The organism is Nostoc sp. PA-18-2419 (assembly GCF_005869855.1).
Classification (GTDB): domain Bacteria; phylum Cyanobacteriota; class Cyanobacteriia; order Cyanobacteriales; family Nostocaceae; genus Nostoc.
In genome coordinates this window covers 91,358-109,478 of sequence record NZ_SZNH01000004.1, presented here as the reverse complement: position 1 = coordinate 109,478, position 18,121 = coordinate 91,358, and the positions used below count along the sequence as shown (strand labels likewise).

Here is an 18,121-nt window from a genome sequence, read left to right as displayed (position 1 = left end):
ATAAAATCTCAGTAATATTCCCCTTGCGCCCAGTTGAATTTATGGATAAGCACGCAAGACTGCCTTTTTTAGGATTGCTGAAAGTTTCTCTTTTAGGAGTTGCATTTCCCCTGTTGTTGACAAGTCATAATTGGGCGCAAGCAAATATTGAGCAAGATAATAGGCTGCTGTACGCTCAAACACCAGCGCAGTCTACACCCCAACCGAGTAAATCTGGTGAGGTAAAAAAGACAAATTCACAACCTCCAGAGAAAAAACAACAAGAAGGGGAAAAATCGGATGAAGAAAAAAAGCAGGATCTACCTTGGACTGTAAAAGCTGCTGCACTTGGGGTTGTAGTAATTTTGTATTTGGGAGTTCTTCAGTTTTTCCCCCTGTTACTGCTATGGCTACCTGCTGAATTCACGATTCCAGAAAGACTATTGGGAAAAGAGTGTAAAGTCCCACTTGGTTTTGTGATTTGGCTCAAGTACCGTCCCAAAGTACTGGATGCTTGGGTTAAAAAATACATTGATAAATTCGATCATAAATTCCAGGCGTATGAAACTGTTGATGAACGCAAGGATTATGTTTCTCTCTCAGTGCTATTAAATGATAACCCAATAGACGAACTAACAGCAGAAACCTTGAGAGAAACCTTTGCCCAAGAAAAGCGAGTACGACTGTTAATTTGGGGAGAGGGAGGTACGGGAAAAACAACGATTGCCTGTCAGATTGCTAAATGGGCAATGATGGAAGACAAAGATAAAAGACTGACTGAACACTTGATGTTACCAATTCTAATTGAACAAGAACTGAGATCACAATCAGGAGAAGGTATAAAGCCTCTGATGGAAGAAATTGTTGGAAAAATCCAGGAGATAAGCGACAGCGAACAAAAGATTGTTGATGAATTGCTAGTAGAACAACTCCTGCGACAGCGCCGCATTTTCTTGATTGTGGATCATTTCTCTGAAATGAGTCGAGAAACCCGTGATCGGATTAATCCTGAACTCATAGAGTTTGCCGTTAATGCTTTAGTTGTTACTTCACGCAATGATGAAACATTTCAAGGAATTGACCTCAAGATAAAAACTATGCCTTTTGGTGCTGTTAAGTTGGTCAATTTTACCGAACAGTACTTAAAACAGCGTCAAAAATGGCATCTTTTTGAGAACGAACAGACAGAGTTTCTGGAAGAATGCAACCAACTTGCAAAATTATTGGGCGATCAAGAAATTATAGTATTTCTGGCTAAACTATATGCAGAGCGAATGATTAATATTAAAGAAAGAAATCTTCTAGGTGAAAATCGCTCTCTTGACAACATTCCTGACTTAATAATTGACCATCTGGAGAAGCTTAATCGCCTGGGTGAAATAAGAACTAGGAATCAATATCCTACTGTCAAAGAGGATGCCAAACTGATTGCGTGGAAATGTCTGGAAAAACATTATAATGCACAACCTGTAGACAAGACTTCTGTTCTTACAGAGTTGAAGAAAGATAATACAGAAGATTCCCTTAATAATGCAAGAGCGTGCCTTGTTTATTTTGAAAATACTCTCCATCTCATTAAATCAATTGGATACAGTAACGAGCAAATCCGTTTTACCCTAGATCCATTGGCTGAGTATCTGGCTGGGCTATACCTGATAAAGCATTACAGCGACAAGGAACAATTATGGCGTGATTTTTTGACAGAAGCTAGAAATAAATCACAGCAAGAAATTAAAGGTTTTTTACTAGCACTCAGAGAATGCTCTCTTACCAAAAGCGTGGCGGTAAAGATACCAGATTTTGTGGCAGAGGATTTAGGCAAACTTGTAGGAATAAATTTAGAAGCAGAAAAACAACAAAAACTGAAGCAAAATATTAGTTACCTGATTAAGCAGCTTAAAGCTCTAAAGTTAAAAGATAAGCTCAGAGCTGTTAAACAATTACAGAAGATGGCAGCAACAGACCAATACGCCCTTGATGGTCTCCTTATGGCCCTCGAAATTGATGATATTACTGTGCGTGGCGATGCTGCAAGAGCATTGGGCAACTTAGGCAATACCTCGACGGAAGTACTTGATAAGCTATTGCTACGCTTAAAAGATGACGAACTTAATGTACGTAGTAATATCCTAGTGGCATTAGGCAAGTTATGCAACAACTTACCCAGTCCCTCTGTGAATTTAGTTGATGAGCTATTAACAATTCTGAAAGATAAAGATGAGTCTGCTTCTTTGCATGAAAATGCACTAAAGGCGTTGGTGAACTTAGGTGATGTCTCTAACCAAGTACTTAAGGAGCTATTGTTATGTCTGCAAGATAAAGACTACGATTTTAATGTGCGCCAAGCTGCCGCAGAAGCGTTGGGCAAGTTTGGTAAAGTCTTTGACGGACTATTTGATGGGCTATTGTCATGCTTAGAAGAAAAAAATGATGATGCTAATGTGCGTCAAGCTACCGCAGAAGCATTGGGCAAGTTAGGCAAGTTAGGCAAGTTAGACAAGGACGTTGAGGAAATATTGAGTAGACTATCGGCAGTCGTGGAAAATAAACATAATGATTTTAATGTGCTTCAAGCTGCCGAAGAAGCGTTGGAAGTATTGAAAAAATTTAATAATTCTCCTGAAAACATTTAGTTACAAAAATTACTATTTCCCCACAGTCAATTGCCAGAGTTGCAGCACTGCGATGTAAAACTGAACGAGTCGGTTCGGCATCAAGTTGATTAGCAATCAGTCCAGCTGCTTGAGATTCTTTCTCAAAGGCTTGTTGAGATAGCTGATTGGCTTGCTCTAGGTTACCTCTGAGTTTAACAGTGAAAGCTGCTTCGGCCAAATCCATCGCTTGTTTATGCAACTCTTGAATCTGACTCATTTTTCTACAATAAAAGATAAGGGTTTGCTGAATTCAACAGCAATAATCTAGGCAGGAAATGTGCCATCTGAAGGATTAGTTTGGTCAATTTTTTGTTTGACTCTGGCTCTAACTCTCCTATCATCTGCTTTACGTATTCCCGAAACTTCTAACCGTACTTTATTTTGAAATAGAAGTTCACCTGCTATATCTTCGCTACCTAACCAGTAGTCAAATCCTGTACCTTTACGCGATCGCTCAATCACTGTCAGCTCAGTTAATTGTCTGACAAGCATAAAGGCAATACCATAGGCTGCTTGTTCTGTGGTGAACTCTTTATCATTCCAGCAGCGAAGCATTTGCTGTGTAACAGGTTGCCAATATAGGCTGAAGATGGTATTAAAGTCCCCATTAACTGTGAGTTCTACACCCTGTAAATGACCTTGTTCCTGCAAACACACCGCACAAGCTTCTGCTAAAGCTGCTCCAAAAGATGAAGTTATAACGGGTAATCCTTCTCCTAATTTAGTTAATACTAACTCTTGGGGCTTATTCAAGCTAATGAGAGTCAAATCTTATTGTGATTAGTTTGATTGTACTCGATTGCATAGAAGGTGGTGCGATCGCAACAATTATTACTTATTTTCCTCTAATATTAATGTGGACTCAGCTGTACGTCCAAATTCTTCTGGTGCATATTGCAGATGAACTTGGGCACCAGGCCAAGAATATGTCCCAGGTGTCACAGAACGGACTAAATAATGCAGGCTGTAAACTCCTGGTTCCAAGTGGTCGGCGTAGGCGATAATGCGATCGCGATAAATATTTCTAAACCCAACTTCCCAGCTATCGGCTTTTGCTTGTAATGCAGCCGTGGTAGTTTGAAAACTCGCATCCACGGCTTCAAAACCTGCTGGTAACGGGTCTTTAATTACTATATGATCTACGGGGCGATCGGCGATGATTTCTAAACCAATATCAAATACTTGTCCAGGGGCTAAAGTCAAGGGTTTATCCAAAGCATAAAGCCCTGTTTTTTGTAAAACTTTCTCTTCATTTACTTGACTAATTTCTCGTGTTATGCGTAATCCATTAAACCTACCTGGTTGATTTCCTTGCAAGCGATAATTATAAGCAACCAAATAGTGTAAATTGCCATTACCTGATTTTTGTAGTGTTAAATCGTGACGACCACGAGGTAATTGATTCATCGGTACATTGAGCTGTAAGCTAGGATTTTTGTAACCTTCAAAGCGATTTTCTCCTAACTTTTTTCCAGCTAATTGGACTGTGGCAACAAAATTAGGTGGTATGGGTTGCAGTTGGCTATATTCTACTAAAGCTGTTAATGCTTGGGCATTATTATAGTTAGTTTGCCATGTCCCATCCCGCCGCAGTGCCAAAAGACTTTGGAATAACTTATCTATTACTTCGGGTTTGCTTTGTTTGGCAATAAATAATCGTAAAGCTTCCGCCTGTGTCGCGGTAGATGAACTCATCCATCCCCAACTAGATGGTAAACTGACAACTGCTGTGCGACCAGTTTCATAGATATTCTGTTGCAGCTTGTTTACTAGTTGCTGAGATTCGTCTTGCCATTCTGGAAATTGAGATAAATACCGCGCTAGTTTAATTTGAGTGACTAAATCAAAATTATTGCGCTGTTCGTAAATATCTCCCAGGAAAGTATTGCGTTTTTCACCTAATTCTGCTATAGCAATTAAAGCATTCAATTGCAGTTGTCTTTTACATAGTTGCTGTTTGCAAAAATCGTATTCTCCAGGGTTGGCTAAAACTTTTTGCAAATAAGTTTTGAGGCGAGACAACATTCCAGAATTAACTAAATTCGAGAATGTCTGATTTGCTTTCACCAGAGATTCAGCCGTATATGCAGAAACCCAAGGATCAGATTTTTCTTGTCCTGGAAAAGCAGCGAAACCACCATCGGCAATTTGCAGTTTTTGTAATTGTTCAATTGCTTGATTTGCTTGTTGACTGGGATTAAAATCTGCAAATGTTTGACCGTATTTTTGAGCAATAGTTGGCAGGTTGGCAGCAATTATTAACTGACTCGCTGCGGGTTCTGCAAAAGGTAAATCATTATCTTCTAAAACCTGCTTTGCTGGTGCTTTAATATCAGAAATCAAAGTACTCGCCAATTGAATATCTAAACCTCCTGCGTCAGGAAAGGTATTTTTATCAACATTCAAGGGAATTTTTATTTGTTTTACAGTTACACCAGTTTCTACAACTTGTTCGGTAATTTCAATTGGCTTAATTTCCAAAGGTACTTCAAAAGCATCTGCAGCTGTATTATTTAGTTGAGTGGTAAAGCGAACTTTCCCCATTCCGACGCTATCCGCCACCATTGGGAAGCGATAAGCGTGAGTTGCAGATTCAGCTTTGGTTTGTAAAGCAGCAGTCGTAGGGTTTTTGTCAGCAAATTTAACCGTACCGCCAAGTTCGCCATTAATTGAGAGATTTCCTGTGTTCCCAGTGTTGTTGGTGACGGATAAGCCAGCGAGAATGCGATCGCCTGGACGGGCAAACTGTGGCAAAATAGCATTAGTTAGTAGTGGTTTGGTGCTGATAAAGGTCGCATCACCATTAGCAAAACGCAGATTTCCATCAGTAGCGACAGCCATCACCCGCCATGTAGTTAAGTCATCCGGTAATTTAAAGGTTATCTGTGCATTACCATTAGCATCGGTAAGGACAGAACCGTTGTAGTAAGCTAACGCTTGAAAATCCGTGCGAGTGCGAGTATTTGCTGCACCAGTTGAGAAACCACCCCCATAACCCCAACCTTTGGGTTTCGCTACATCTTGTGGTTGTAAAATGACATCTGGTCGATTATCGCTAAAACGGGTAGAAATCAGTTGTTCTGCATAAACTGTATCTACCAAATTCGGCGGACGATAACCAGAAAGTTGTAACACCGCTTCATTCACCACCATGACTGTAAACTGTCCTTGGGCGGGATTTCCTTGATTGTCCTTTAATTCTAGTTGTACTGTTTCCTGGGCACCAGGTTCTAATGATGCTTGTAATGGCTTAACTTGTAGTTTTAAATACTTATCTTCTAAGTTAACTTTAAAAGGCGTAAAACCAATTTTCACCAAATTATCTAAACTTCCTGCTTCCACTTGGTTAATCGGTTTACCTTGCCTGACTAATACAGCTTCGATGGCTGCATTTGGCAGCATTTCTGGCGTCACTTGGAATTGAATTTGTGGTGCGCTTCCCTGAACTTTAGTAATTTGCTGATAAATAGGTTTGTCTTTGATGACAGCAAAGTATAATTCTGCATCTGGATAGGGAGATTGAATTAAAGCAGTAGCAGTTTCACCAGGTTTAAACTCTTTTTTATCTAGCTTAACTTCTAAAACATCTTTTTCTCTCGAACCCCAAAATACTGGATTTTCTCCAGTTGCCCAAATTTGTAAATCTGTGGCGCTGAATTCGCTTTTTTCATCACTAAAATTAGTTCTAATTCGGTATGAACCAGATTCAGGAGGTGTTAAATTTATCGACTGCGGATTACTCGCAGATGTAATTTCTGCTTGTTGGACTGTTTTATATTCAACTTGATTTTTTGGCGTCTGGCTACCTTCAACTAATTGGGTGACGCTGCTGTATTTAATCTGTTGTAATTCTACCCTCACCCGTTGACCTGTTATCGGTTTTCCTGTAGGGTCAGTAACAATCGCTTCAATGGGGAAAGGTTTCCCAGCATCAGCAATAAAATTACTTTTTAAGCCTATCAGGCGATTACTTGGTAAAGCTGTGAAAGTTTGAGAATTGGCGACAGATAAATTAGAAACATCTGCAACTTGTACATCTACCTGATAAGTCATAGGGTATGGTAAATCCTTCGCCACAGTTACCGTTTGACTACTTTTACCATCGGCATCTAGTTGGGCATTAGTTTGCAACACATCACTAGATACAGTGGGAGATTCTTCTGGCCAAAACCATTGCTTACCAAAAGTAAATTCGTTCCAACCTTTGGGAATAAAATTAGCTTGTTGGCGAGTGATAAAGTATTTTGCTTCTCCACCTTCTACGGGTGCGCCAAATAAATAATTGCTGCTAGCTTTAATATCAACTTTCTCATCAATCAAAGCGAATTCTTTATCTAAATTGAGTTCTACTTTAAAATTGGGTGGCTTAAACTCAGCTACGCGAAATTCTCCCGAAATCTCTTGTCCATTATTCCCTTTCGCCTGGATTGTATAATAGCCTAAACGTTGAGTTTTTGGGATGGGCAATTCTAGAGAAAACGTACCAAAGTCATTTGTAGTTTGCGTTCCTAAGTTAGTCTTTTGTCCATCAGGGTTAAGAAGAGTTAACTGGTAAACCGTATTTTTATCTTGCTGAATTGCACCATTTTGTAAATAATCGGCAAAACCAGTCAACCAAGCTTTTTCGCCTGGTTGATATAACTGTCTATCAGAGAAAATTACCCCGCGTGATTCTGGTTTGTTATCTTGCCAACCCGCATCAATACCATAGCCATAAACGCCGCTATATTCTTCGGTTCTCACAAATGCCCAATCTTGATTTTCATGGGCAATTACTAATACTTGTGGTGATTTGACAGAACTTTGATTTTCAGAATTACATCGCTGCAATTGTTCGCGATTAACTCTAAAAGTACCATTTTCATCAGTTTTTCCAATTGCACAAGGTACAGGTTCGGGACGCGATTTTGCTTGTAATTTTGATTGATAAATTTCAATAGCAGCTGCTTTTACTGGCGAACCATCAGTAAGATGATTGACACGAATTAAGCCTGATTCTGGAAACCACTGAGTAAATACGCCCAAATTTGTCAATTCAACCATGCCATAGGTTGTGGGTTCCCGCCACAATTCCTTACCATTGTCCTGATATTTATTCGTGCGGGCTTGCACTCCATAAGCTAACATTCCTGTAGCAGCATTTATTTTTTCTCGCAAAGGAACAGCAGCGTCAACTAATTGATTTTTTTTAGACGATACTTTGAAACTTTGCCACTCAGCAGGTTTTGGTAAGAAATCATTACTATAATTAAAATAAACTAAATCTGTCGGTTTAACTACTTGATAAGCTGCTTTATATTTCGATTCTGGCAGATTTACCGTACTAATATTTAACTGTAAGTCTTTACCTGTGGGGAAAATATTTAAATCAGATGGTATCCAAATATCTCCAGCTACATCTCCAGTCTCGTATTTGATTGTGACAGGTTTACCTAAAGTCTGTCCAAATTTATCTTTCAGATTTCCATTAATAGTAATTATATAAGTCTTAGCTGGTTCTAATGCATAAGGATTGATACCGATAATTCTATCTTCATCGTTTACTTGCAGAATTCTGGCAATAGCTTTTGGTGCTGGATTAATGCTAATATTTTCTTTTGCGGAATCTGCTACTAAGATGTTATTAAATTCTAACTGGGGACTACCTTTAATAAATCTTCCATAAGTTCCAGCTGCATCTGGCTGTCCATAAAAGTTAATTTGCTTAAATGCCAAAGGCGAATAAGTTGCTACCTTACTAGCAAATTCWTTATTTGTTGCTAAATTGCCATAAGCAGGAAGTATTCCAGGAGAAAATACTAAGMGATAACGGGTTGCTTTTTCGAGATTTTGTTGTGGGGTAAGGTTATAAATCCAATTGCGTGCTGAAGGATCAAATTTTTCTAAAGGTTCTTCATCCTCGGATGGTTTTTCTTCTTTGTTTAATTCGACTTGGAAACGCACACCCTGATTTTTCCCTTCAGGAGTTAATTGTAAATGTTTTTGTACAGAAGCTAAATCTAATTCTACATTGGAAGTAAATTGTAACTTTTGTTGTAAGTCAATAGGTTCAGTGTCAGCTTTTTCGATAGGATTAACACCGGGTAAATTAGTTAAGTTGATAGATTCAGTGTTGAATGTCCAAGCTAAATCTTTATCTAATCGATGATTTTTTAAATCTGCTAAACCTGCTTTCAAGGTAACTTGTAATCGTGTGGCTTTGGGAAGTGCTTTCTCGGCTTGAAATCCTACCATACGCGGTGTCAAAAAGCGAAATTGCCCAGGTAAAGGCGGCCAAAGTGCAAATTTTTCTAATAATTTCTGCTGTTCTGGGCTATCAAGACTTTCAACTGGGATTAAAGCTTCTTTGAAACGGATGCGGATTTGGTTGAGGGGTTTGGCATCTCCAATGGGACTTATTTGTTCAATCCAGTCTGGTAGTTTTGGTGGGGTGAGTGGGGAGACTGTTGGGAGTTGTTCTTTGGTTGAGGTGATACCAAAAAAGTTACATCCTGATATTCCTAGTAAAAGTGTAAAGATAAAAAGATATTGGATAAAAGTTCTGATAATCATATTTTTAGTAATTCATAATATCTGGTTTTTTCTCTGAGTCTATGTTGTTTCTACGGTTGAAAAAATCACGCAGAGACGCAGAGGCGCAGAGAGGAGTTAAAGGGGTAGTTATGAGTTTGAGCGAGGATTATATGTTTCTTTATATAGATAACTAATTCAGTATGATTGTTCCCAAAATAACTACAATTCTTAACTATTAAGAAGTATTTAAAGTTTGCAAATATTAATTTATATCTGGTAATTAAAACTCAATTATTAAGTGTTTGACATATTTGCTGATGTATATGTGATGGGTGCGTCAGAATTAAGGTAAGTTTTCTTGACCACTGATGAAACTCATTTTACGATCGCTATTCAAAATCAACCACACCAGTAAAATTATCCTGGCTGTGCTGCTAATCTGTCTGGTGGTGCGCTTAGTACCTTATTTTGCACCGATTCGTGCCGCAGATATCGCCCAAAATCAATTGGCAATGGAATTTAGCGATCGCAATAATTTACCATTAGGTACGTTGCTGACTCGTGACCAAGAGCATACATCAGTAGTTGCGCTAAATCAAGTTTCGCCGCAGTTTATCCAGGCAATTTTAGCTGCTGAAGATGGTAGCTTTTACCATCATGGCGCGTTGGATATGAAAGCAATTGTCCGCGCTATTAAAGAAGCTATTCACGCTAAACAAATTGTTTCTGGTGCTTCTACAATTACTATGCAGTTGGCGCGGATGTTAAATCCTGTCTTGCGTAGTCCCTCAGGTAAAATGCAAGAAATTTGGCTAGCTTGGCGGTTAGTAGCGGGGATGAATAAAGATGAAATTCTCACTGCATATATCAATCGGCTGCCAATGGGAGGGAATATATATGGTGTGGAAGCTGCGGCGCGGACTTATTTTTCCATCCCAGCGAGTGATTTAAATCTTGCCCAAGCTAGTTTATTAGCTGCTATTCCCAATAATCCTACTTATTTTAATCCTTACGAACATTGGGAACGACTCAAGCAACGACAAAAATATGTCCTCAATCGGATGGTACAAGAAGGGTATATTAGCGAGGCGAACGCAGCACGAACATCTAGCGAAAAAGTTGTCTTTCAATCTCGCCAACAGGGAATTATCGCCGCACCACACTTTTTATTTTGGTTAGCAAATCAGTTTGATAAAACGCAAACACCACAAACCCCGCGTCTGGAAAATTCTCCCATCCGCACAAGTATAAATCGTCCTTTACAGCAATTTGTCGAAGCACAGGTACAGCAAGTAATTTCTTCTTTAGCTGCTAATAATGTCCACGATGCAGCTGCGTTGGTAATTGACAACCACACTGGAGAAGTTTTGGCTTATGTTGGTTCACCCGATTATTTTAATCAAGCCAAACTCGGACGCAATGATGGGGTACAGGCGCTACGTCAACCAGGTTCTACCCTCAAGCCTTTTGTCTATGAACTCGCTTTAGAAAAAAATTTAATTCGCCCAAATACTATTTTGGCAGACGTACCCGCCCATTATGCCATTCCTGGCGCAAAACTTTATAGCCCAACTGATTATACTGAAAGATTTCTCGGCCCGGTGCGGGTGCGAATCGCCTTAGCAAACTCTTTAAATGTACCCGCAGTGCGCGTGTTAGAAAAAGTAGGTGTGGAAACTTTTTTACAACGTCTGCATCAACTGGGGTTTGAACACCTCAATCAAACTCCAGAATATTATGGTTTAGGTTTGACTTTGGGTAGTGGCGAAGTGAGTCTTTGGGAGCTAGCCCGTGCATACCTAACCATAGCACGTCAAGGAGATGCTATCCCTCTAATAACCACATTTTCCAATCCGCCACTGGCTACAGACGCGATTAATCGCGTCTCTACATACTCACCACTTGCCAATCAGACAATTTGGCAATTAATTACTAATATATTAAGTGACAATTATGCTCGTGCAACCGCTTTTGGTGTAGACTCGGTGTTAAATTTATCCTTTCCGGCTGCTGTTAAAACTGGCACTTCTTCTAATTTTCGCGATACTTGGACAGTTGGCTTTACGACAGATTACACCGTCGCTACTTGGGTAGGTAATTTCAACGGCGAACCGATGCGCCAGGTTTCGGGTGTTACAGGTGCAGCACCTCTGTGGAATCGAATTATGTTACATCTGCACGAACATCAAGAACCAGCAGCTTTTCCGCCTCCAGCAGGTTTAATCCAACTACCTGTTTGTGCAATTTCTGGGTTACGACCAACATCATATTGTACCTCAGTGGTACAAGAATATTTCTATCCCGAAGATAAAAATAATTACGAAGCTAAAAATCAATTTGATTTGCCGCCAGAGTATGATGAGTGGTTGGCAAAACAACAGCGATCGCATTTAATTTCTAATAATTTGAGAATTTTATCTCCCCATAATGGCGACTTATTTTTACTGTATCCAGGTGAAGCAGGACAGCAAAAATTAGAATTTAAATTAGCAGGAAATCAATCTACGTTTGTGGAATGGTGGTTGAATGGGGAAAAGTTAGATACAAACTCAGCTAATTCTTTGTTTTGGAATTTGCATCCTGGTAATTGGACTTTGGAAGCAAGAGGTGGGGAAATGAGAGATAAGGTAACTTTTCAGGTGGAGTTAGCTAGTATTAAACCTACGCGTCGAGGATTTTCTATTAGTAATTCTCAGGTCAAAGGAAATCGTCCATAATATTGTCTTTACTTTCTCGAGCAGTTTCTACTTCATGAAAATGCTCTTTTGACCACTGGCACAGTAACCTGAGTGGCTCAACTAATGTTTCTCCCAGCGATGTCAAAGAATACTCTACAGTAGGAGGATTAGTAGAATATACTTTGCGCTTCACAAGACCATCCCTCTCCAAATTACGCAGAGTACGGGTTAGCATTCGTTGTGAAACATCTCCAATTTCTCTATTTAACTCACCATAGCGTTTTGTACCTTGGGACAGAACGTAGATGATTGCTGTAACCCATTTGTCAGATACCAATTCAAGTGTCTGCCGTAAATAAGGATGTGAGTCGAGGATTTTAGGTGATTGAGGCATGTTTAGGATAGATGCTACGTACATTTGTGTTCCTACTTGTGCAATCCCTGATGTTCGTTTGAGAATGAAGTTTAGAAATCTCTAACACAATCTCAGCGATCGCTGTAGCAGACTAACAAAGCATTCAAAAAAAACGGTAGGTGTAACTCTATTTGATACAACTTCCGACTCATAGTACTAACTAATTGTATTAATGACAACAATACAGGAAAATAACATCATGAAATTTTCTGACTTCACTCAAGAAAACTCGGCCATGCTTCTAATCGATCATCAGGTTGGCACCATGAAGCTGATCAAAAATTTACCTCTAACGGAAGTAGAAAAAAATACTCTTGCACTTGCAAAAGTAGCAAAAGTGCTTAATATACCTGTGGTTTTAACAAGCAGTCAAGAAGAACGGTTTCAAGGCCTCCTAATGACTTCTCTAGCACAGAGCTTACCGAAAGCCTACGAGGCAAGAGTCAAACGTGCAGGCATTGTCAATGCTTGGGATGATGAGAATTTTGTCAAAGCAGTCAAAGATACAAATCGCACTCATTTAATTATGGCTGGCATCACCACGGATGTTTGCTTGGTTTATCCAGCTATTAGCGCAGTGCGCGAAGGCTATAGTGTTCAAGCGGTCATGGATGCTTCTGGTTCACCATTTTATCTTTCGGAAGATTTAGCACGCCAGCGGATGCGTGATGCTGGGGTTGTACTAACTGCTACCATCACTTTGATTGCTGAGTTGGTTCAGGATTGGAGCCGTCCTGAGGGCGTTGAGTTACAGCAATTATTGTTTAGTGAGGTATTACCTCCTGAATTCATCGAAGGCACTGGCACTCCATATTAATCGTTGGTGATTCTACTACGGCATTGTAAATTAATGTAGGGACAACCGGATAGGAGAATTTGGGGGTTCCTGAATCTCATTATGTCCGGTTTCAGATTTATCATATAGCCTGACGCAGGAACTCAAAGAGATTTTAATGATAAGTGATTAGCGGACATGAAATCAAATTAATCTCTTGGTTCCTTGTTCATGATTTAAAATCTTGTTCCATTTGCAGATATTTAGGAACCCCGACGAGTTCTTGAAAATCTTTAAATTTAACTAAGTTGGGCAAATTAGCTGTGGTTCCTTGTTCTTTGAGATGCTTCAAACAAGTGTTCATTACTTGTGTGACAGCTAATAAAGCTGTGAGAGGAAAAAATGCAATTTTGAAGCCTAACTTTTGTAATTCATCTGTGGAAATTTCTGGAGTTTTACCACCTTCAACGATATTAGCTACTAGTGGTACATCCGGGAAAGCAGTAGCGATCGCCTTTAACTCTTCAACAGATTGGGGAGCTTCCACAAACAGTATATCTGCTCCGGCAGCAATATAAGCTCGACCGCGAGTGATCGCTTCTGCTAAACCCAACGGCGCACGCGCATCGGTGCGAGCAATAATTACTAAACCGCTATCGCCACGCGCTTCTACTGCGGCGCGAATTTTTCCCACATGTTCGGCTTGGGAAATAACTCGCTTCCCTTCAAAGTGTCCGCACTTTTTCGGCCATTCCTGATCTTCCAAGAGTACCCCAGCAACGCCCAACTGTACGGCATCTTTAATCGTGCGAATTACATTTAAGGCGTTACCATAACCTGTATCCAAATCAGCAATCAGCGGAATATTAATTGATTGAGCAATCCGCCCCACACTATAAAGCATTTCGGTAGCCGTGAGAAAACCGTAATCTGGCAAACCCAAAACAGAAGCCGCAATTCCAAAGCCACTGCTAGCCACGACTGCAAAACCTTGTTTTTCGGCTAACTTCGCTCCCAAACAATCATAAACACCAGGAATTACAATAATTTCCGGACGCGCTAGTAATTGCCGTAGTTTTTGGGTAGCAGACATAAAGTAATAGATAAAGTAAAAGCATCCCCCTTTTGAGAATACAGCAACACGCACTCAGGACGTACAGCATATATTATTCTGGAAGCAGTATGAGTCCAGATGACGTGAAAAGTCAGAGTTTCAATAACAAGCAGTTTAAACTTTCTATATATAAAACCAACAAACTTCAACCATGACTCAGCAACCAACCAATCTAAATAATAAAGCTGTTTTTGAGCAGTTGTGGGAGATTACAAAGGAACTTTACCAAAAATTGCAGGCTCGTTTTGAGTTAAATCCAGATCCTTCAGTGGAAGATTTACAGCAATACAGCAGCCTTGATGGTAATATCAACGGTTCCCTGAGCGCATTTTCGGGAAAAGAAATTGATTGGTTAGTGCATTCATGGTTAGGAAACCCGGAAAAATCTAACTTTAGTACCATGCGGCTCACCATTTGGTTAGCATCGCATATTCAGGTTCCACATTTGGCGTTTGAGTTTGGCACCCTTCCAGACGGAAATATTTTATTTTATATAGATTACATTGCTCGGACTGAGCTTTCAACTGATTTAGCATATCTTGATCGCTACTACGAACCAGTTAACCAAAAATTTTTGAAGTTGCAAGAAGATCCGCGGCTGAAGTTATTTATTAGCAAAAGTGTCTATGTTCGCCTGTTTCAATCTCCTGTCAGTCTGTGCTACACCGCCGTACCTACTTCTGAAACCCTAGAAATAACTCGTACACTCGCACACGAAACACTAGAACGCTGGCTAACTTGGGTAGACGCAGCTGAACCAGTCTCAGAAGATGCACGGTCAGCTTTAGCTACTCGTGACTTATTATTACGCCGTATATCTGCTGAACGCGACCCAGGAAACAAATTTGCTGCTCAACTTTTCGGCACCCCATTAACAGATAAACTAGTACGAGCGCTCTGGGGTGGGGATCGTAAAATTCGTAATTCGTAATTCGTAATTCGTAATTCGTAATTATGACTCCATACCTAAAGGTAAGTAGGTCGGTGTAAATATTTATCGTTGGGATGAGGCAGGAGGTAGAAGGCAGTAGGGAAGAGGGTTTGAGTCTATTTAATTTTTCTTAACATAGTTTAGTTTTTCCACATCGTTCTACTTAGTTGCTTTGAATAATGATAATTGTTAATTTTTTAATGAAAAAACTATAGAGCTTCTACCCTCAATAAATTAATTACGAATTACGTTAGCGAAGCGTCGCAACGAGCGTCATTACGAACTACGAATTATTCTAACTTTCCATGCCCAATAATTTAGAATCATACCGTGCTTTAGCACTGCAAGTTACCTGTCACGCAGTCAATCAAGCAAGCGATCGCCACGAAGCGCGAGTGATGATGCAAAACTCTACCAATCGCTTGGGGCAACAAATTGCAGCTAGTATTGCTTTTATTGGCTTTGATTGTCGTTTAATTGTGCTGCCAGAATATTTTCTCACGGGTTTTCCGATGGGAGATACTCTAGCAGGATGGGCAGAAAAAGCTTGTGTGGAAATGGCTGGTGCTGAGTATGAAGCACTGGGAAAAATTGCCCAAAAGCATAAAATCTTTTTAGCTGGTAACGCCTACGAAGTTGACCCCAACTTTCCTGGATTATACTTTCAAACCTGCTTTGTACTTGACCCCTCCGGCTCGATTATCCTACGCTATCGACGATTGAATTCGTTATTTGCCCCTACCCCTCATGACGTTTGGGATAAATATCTCGACTGCTATGGTTTAGAGGGAGTCTTCCCCGTTGCCAAAACTGACATTGGTAATTTAGCAGCTTTAGCATCAGAAGAAATTTTGTATCCAGAAGTAGCACGGTGTCTAGCGATGCGAGGAGCAGAGATTTTTCTGCATTCTACTTCAGAAGTGTATAACAAAAACCTCACACCCAAAGACGCCGCCAAAATTACTCGTGCCGTGGAAAATCTAGCGTATGTCGTATCAGCTAACACCGCAGGTATCGCTAATATTGCTATCCCCATCGCTTCTGCTGATGGAGGCTCAAAAATCATCGACCATCGGGGAATAGTTATAGCCCAAACAGATACAGGCGAGAGCATGGCAGCATTTGCAGAGATTGACCTAGCAGCATTACGCCGCGATCGCCGCCGACCAGGGTTAAATAATTTACTTTCACGCCAACGATTTGAACTCTACGCCGAAAGTTATCGCCAGTTACACTTTTACCCCGCTAATACTATGCTGGAAAAAGAAGTAGACCGCAAACACTTCCTGCAAACCCAGCAAGCCACCATCGAACGGTTAGCGAAATTGGGGATAATTTGAATTGGGGATTGCAAATATTGTAGAGACACGATTAATCACGTCTCTACTAATGACTAATAACTAATAACTAATGACTAATACAAAACCAATAGAAGTCCGCAACCCCCGCACTGGTAAATATGACTACGTAATTATCCCGCCGCCGCCCAGGCTACTTGTACAGCAATGTAAGCGCACGCGTCGGGCGCAGGTTTATTGGCAAGAATTGGGTATAGAGGGAAGAATAGAAGCTTTACAACAGTGGAAGGAAACCATATTATCAGAACGCGATCGCTTAACGGAAGCTTTGGTAAATGATACGGGCAGACTATCAACTTCAGTATTAGAAATCGATTCCTTCCTTTCTAGCATTGACCGTTGGTGTAAGTTAGCACCGGAATTGCTGCAAGAATCTGCAAAAAATACAGCAATTCCCTTTATCGCTTTACAACAAGCATCTGTACCTTATCCTTTAGTTGGGGTGATTAGCCCGTGGAATTTTCCGCTATTACTCTCTACTATTGATACCATTCCCGCATTGTTGGCGGGTTGTGCAGCGATTGTCAAACCCAGCGAAATTGCTCCCCGCTTCGTAGCACCGTTAGTTACAGCACTCAACGCCGTGCCCAAATTGCGCGATGTCTTAACTTTTGTTGAAGGAGCAGGGGAAACCGGAGCTGCTTTAATCGAGAATGTAGATTTAGTATGTTTTACAGGCAGTGTGGCAACAGGACGAAAAGTAGCCCAGGCAGCTGCTAAACAATTTATTCCCACTTTTTTAGAATTAGGCGGAAAAGATCCAGCGATCGTTTTAGAATCAGCCAACTTAGATTTAGCAACCTCAGCAATATTGTGGGGTTCCGTCGTCAACGCCGGACAATCATGCTTATCAATTGAGCGAATTTATGTTGCCGAATCGATATTTGAAAAATTTTACCATCTACTAATAGCTAAAGCCCATCGCCTTGAATTAGCTTATCCCACACTTGAAAGCGGAGAAATTGGCCCCATCATAGCCGAAAGACAAGCAGCAATTATTAGCGACCATCTCTTAGATGCAGTGGAAAAAGGAGCAGTAATTCACTGAGGCGGTGTCATTGAAGACTTAGGAGGAGGTTGGTGGTGTCGTCCCACAGTGCTGACTCAGGTCAATCATTCCATGAAAGTGATGACTGAAGAGACTTTTGGCCCGATTATGCCAGTCATGCCTTTTGCTAAAGTTGAAGAAGCAGTATCCTTGGCAAACGATTCAATTTATGGACTGAGTGCTGCTGTTTTTGCTGAGTCCGAAGCAGAAGCTTTAGAAGTTGCCCAGCATATAGATGCGGGTGCCATCAGTATCAACGATGCTGCACTCACCGCCATCATGCACGAGGGAGAGAAAAATGCCTTCAAATTCTCCGGTCTGGGAGGGTCACGCATGGGTGCGGCAGCGCTGAAACGGTTCATGCGGAAAAAAGCATTTTTGATTAAAACTAATGTTAGTAATGACCCTTGGTGGTTTGGGAATGGGGAGTGATATCGTGTCTGGTTGAAGACTGATCGTTTAGATTGACAGGGAGACACATCGCAAAATGATCGCATTCTCATCTTGTTCAAAATATCTATTTTACTAAAGGCGATCGCCTGTGCCATAGCTTCGCCTACAATAACCAAAGCATCTGGAAGAATTTTGATGTTTTAGTCCACTACACAAGTCCATTGGTTCACAACACAAGTCTTAGCAGATTTCCGGCAAGCTTG

The 18,121-nt window shown here is 40.5% G+C and carries 10 protein-coding genes and 1 pseudogene; 6 read left to right on the top strand and 5 right to left on the bottom strand.

Going from position 1 to position 18,121, the window contains the following annotated elements:
* The first annotated feature begins 41 nt into the window (after positions 1-41).
* Positions 42-2,612 carry a HEAT repeat domain-containing protein gene (locus FCR06_RS06040; protein WP_138497942.1) on the top strand — a complete coding sequence of 857 codons (2,571 nt, stop codon included), beginning with the start codon at positions 42-44 and terminating at the stop codon, positions 2,610-2,612.
* Here FCR06_RS06040 and FCR06_RS06035 read toward each other — a convergent pair.
* The 3 genes from FCR06_RS06035 to FCR06_RS06025 all read right to left on the bottom strand — a co-directional run bounded on the left by FCR06_RS06035 (position 2,587) and on the right by FCR06_RS06025 (position 9,185).
* A complete protein-coding gene (locus tag FCR06_RS06035; protein ID WP_223280045.1) occupies positions 2,587-2,850 on the bottom strand; it encodes a hypothetical protein in 264 nt (87 codons plus the stop codon). The genes FCR06_RS06040 and FCR06_RS06035 overlap by 26 nt on opposite strands.
* Positions 2,851-2,897: 47 nt before the next feature.
* On the bottom strand, positions 2,898-3,401 hold the full coding sequence (locus FCR06_RS06030) for a hypothetical protein (RefSeq protein ID WP_223280044.1): 504 nt from the start codon (positions 3,399-3,401) through the stop codon (positions 2,898-2,900).
* A gap of 63 nt (positions 3,402-3,464) precedes the next feature.
* Positions 3,465-9,185 carry an alpha-2-macroglobulin family protein gene (locus FCR06_RS06025; RefSeq protein WP_138497941.1) on the bottom strand — a complete coding sequence of 1,907 codons (5,721 nt, stop codon included), beginning with the start codon at positions 9,183-9,185 and terminating at the stop codon, positions 3,465-3,467.
* Between the two features lie 329 nt (positions 9,186-9,514).
* On the opposite strand from FCR06_RS06025, the gene pbpC reads away from it, so the two are divergent.
* Complete coding sequence (gene pbpC / locus FCR06_RS06020) at positions 9,515-11,863, top strand: penicillin-binding protein 1C (protein ID WP_138497940.1); 2,349 nt, start codon at positions 9,515-9,517, stop codon at positions 11,861-11,863.
* Here the strand turns inward: pbpC and FCR06_RS06015 are convergent.
* Entirely contained in the window at positions 11,844-12,218 is a 375-nt protein-coding gene (locus FCR06_RS06015; protein WP_138497939.1) for a winged helix-turn-helix transcriptional regulator, read from the bottom strand. The two genes, pbpC and FCR06_RS06015, sit on opposite strands and share 20 nt — an antisense overlap.
* A gap of 220 nt (positions 12,219-12,438) precedes the next feature.
* On the opposite strand from FCR06_RS06015, the gene FCR06_RS06010 reads away from it, so the two are divergent.
* Positions 12,439-13,056 (top strand): isochorismatase family protein, encoded by a 618-nt coding sequence (locus FCR06_RS06010; RefSeq protein WP_138497938.1) that lies wholly within the window; start codon positions 12,439-12,441, stop codon positions 13,054-13,056.
* A gap of 187 nt (positions 13,057-13,243) precedes the next feature.
* Here the strand turns inward: FCR06_RS06010 and FCR06_RS06005 are convergent, their stop codons facing one another.
* Entirely contained in the window at positions 13,244-14,107 is an 864-nt protein-coding gene (locus FCR06_RS06005; RefSeq protein ID WP_138497937.1) for an oxaloacetate decarboxylase, read from the bottom strand.
* A 172-nt stretch (positions 14,108-14,279) separates the two neighbouring features.
* Here FCR06_RS06005 and FCR06_RS06000 point away from each other — a divergent pair, with 172 nt between their 5' ends.
* The 3 genes and pseudogenes from FCR06_RS06000 to FCR06_RS05990 all read left to right on the top strand — a co-directional run bounded on the left by FCR06_RS06000 (position 14,280) and on the right by FCR06_RS05990 (position 17,897).
* Positions 14,280-15,059, top strand: coding sequence for a red chlorophyll catabolite reductase (locus tag FCR06_RS06000; RefSeq protein WP_138497936.1), 780 nt, complete (start codon positions 14,280-14,282; stop codon positions 15,057-15,059).
* A 305-nt stretch (positions 15,060-15,364) separates the two neighbouring features.
* Positions 15,365-16,399, top strand: a complete 1,035-nt coding sequence (locus FCR06_RS05995; protein ID WP_138497935.1) for a nitrilase-related carbon-nitrogen hydrolase — start codon at positions 15,365-15,367, stop codon at positions 16,397-16,399.
* A gap of 70 nt (positions 16,400-16,469) precedes the next feature.
* A pseudogene (locus FCR06_RS05990) lies at positions 16,470-17,897 on the top strand (aldehyde dehydrogenase family protein).
* Positions 17,898-18,121: the final 224 nt, after the last annotated feature.

Excerpts from the sequence above, each read along its gene's own strand:
- FCR06_RS06005 (WP_138497937.1), bottom strand. The coding sequence starts at position 14,107 with ATGTCTGCTACCCAAAAACTACGGCAATTACTAGCGCGTCCGGAAATT.
- FCR06_RS06040 (WP_138497942.1), top strand. The coding sequence starts at position 42 with ATGGATAAGCACGCAAGACTGCCTTTTTTAGGATTGCTGAAAGTTTCT.
- FCR06_RS06015 (WP_138497939.1), bottom strand. The coding sequence starts at position 12,218 with ATGCCTCAATCACCTAAAATCCTCGACTCACATCCTTATTTACGGCAG.
- FCR06_RS06035 (WP_223280045.1), bottom strand. The coding sequence starts at position 2,850 with ATGAGTCAGATTCAAGAGTTGCATAAACAAGCGATGGATTTGGCCGAA.
- FCR06_RS06000 (WP_138497936.1), top strand. The coding sequence starts at position 14,280 with ATGACTCAGCAACCAACCAATCTAAATAATAAAGCTGTTTTTGAGCAG.
- FCR06_RS05995 (WP_138497935.1), top strand. The coding sequence starts at position 15,365 with ATGCCCAATAATTTAGAATCATACCGTGCTTTAGCACTGCAAGTTACC.
- FCR06_RS06010 (WP_138497938.1), top strand. The coding sequence starts at position 12,439 with ATGAAATTTTCTGACTTCACTCAAGAAAACTCGGCCATGCTTCTAATC.
- pbpC (WP_138497940.1), top strand. The coding sequence starts at position 9,515 with ATGAAACTCATTTTACGATCGCTATTCAAAATCAACCACACCAGTAAA.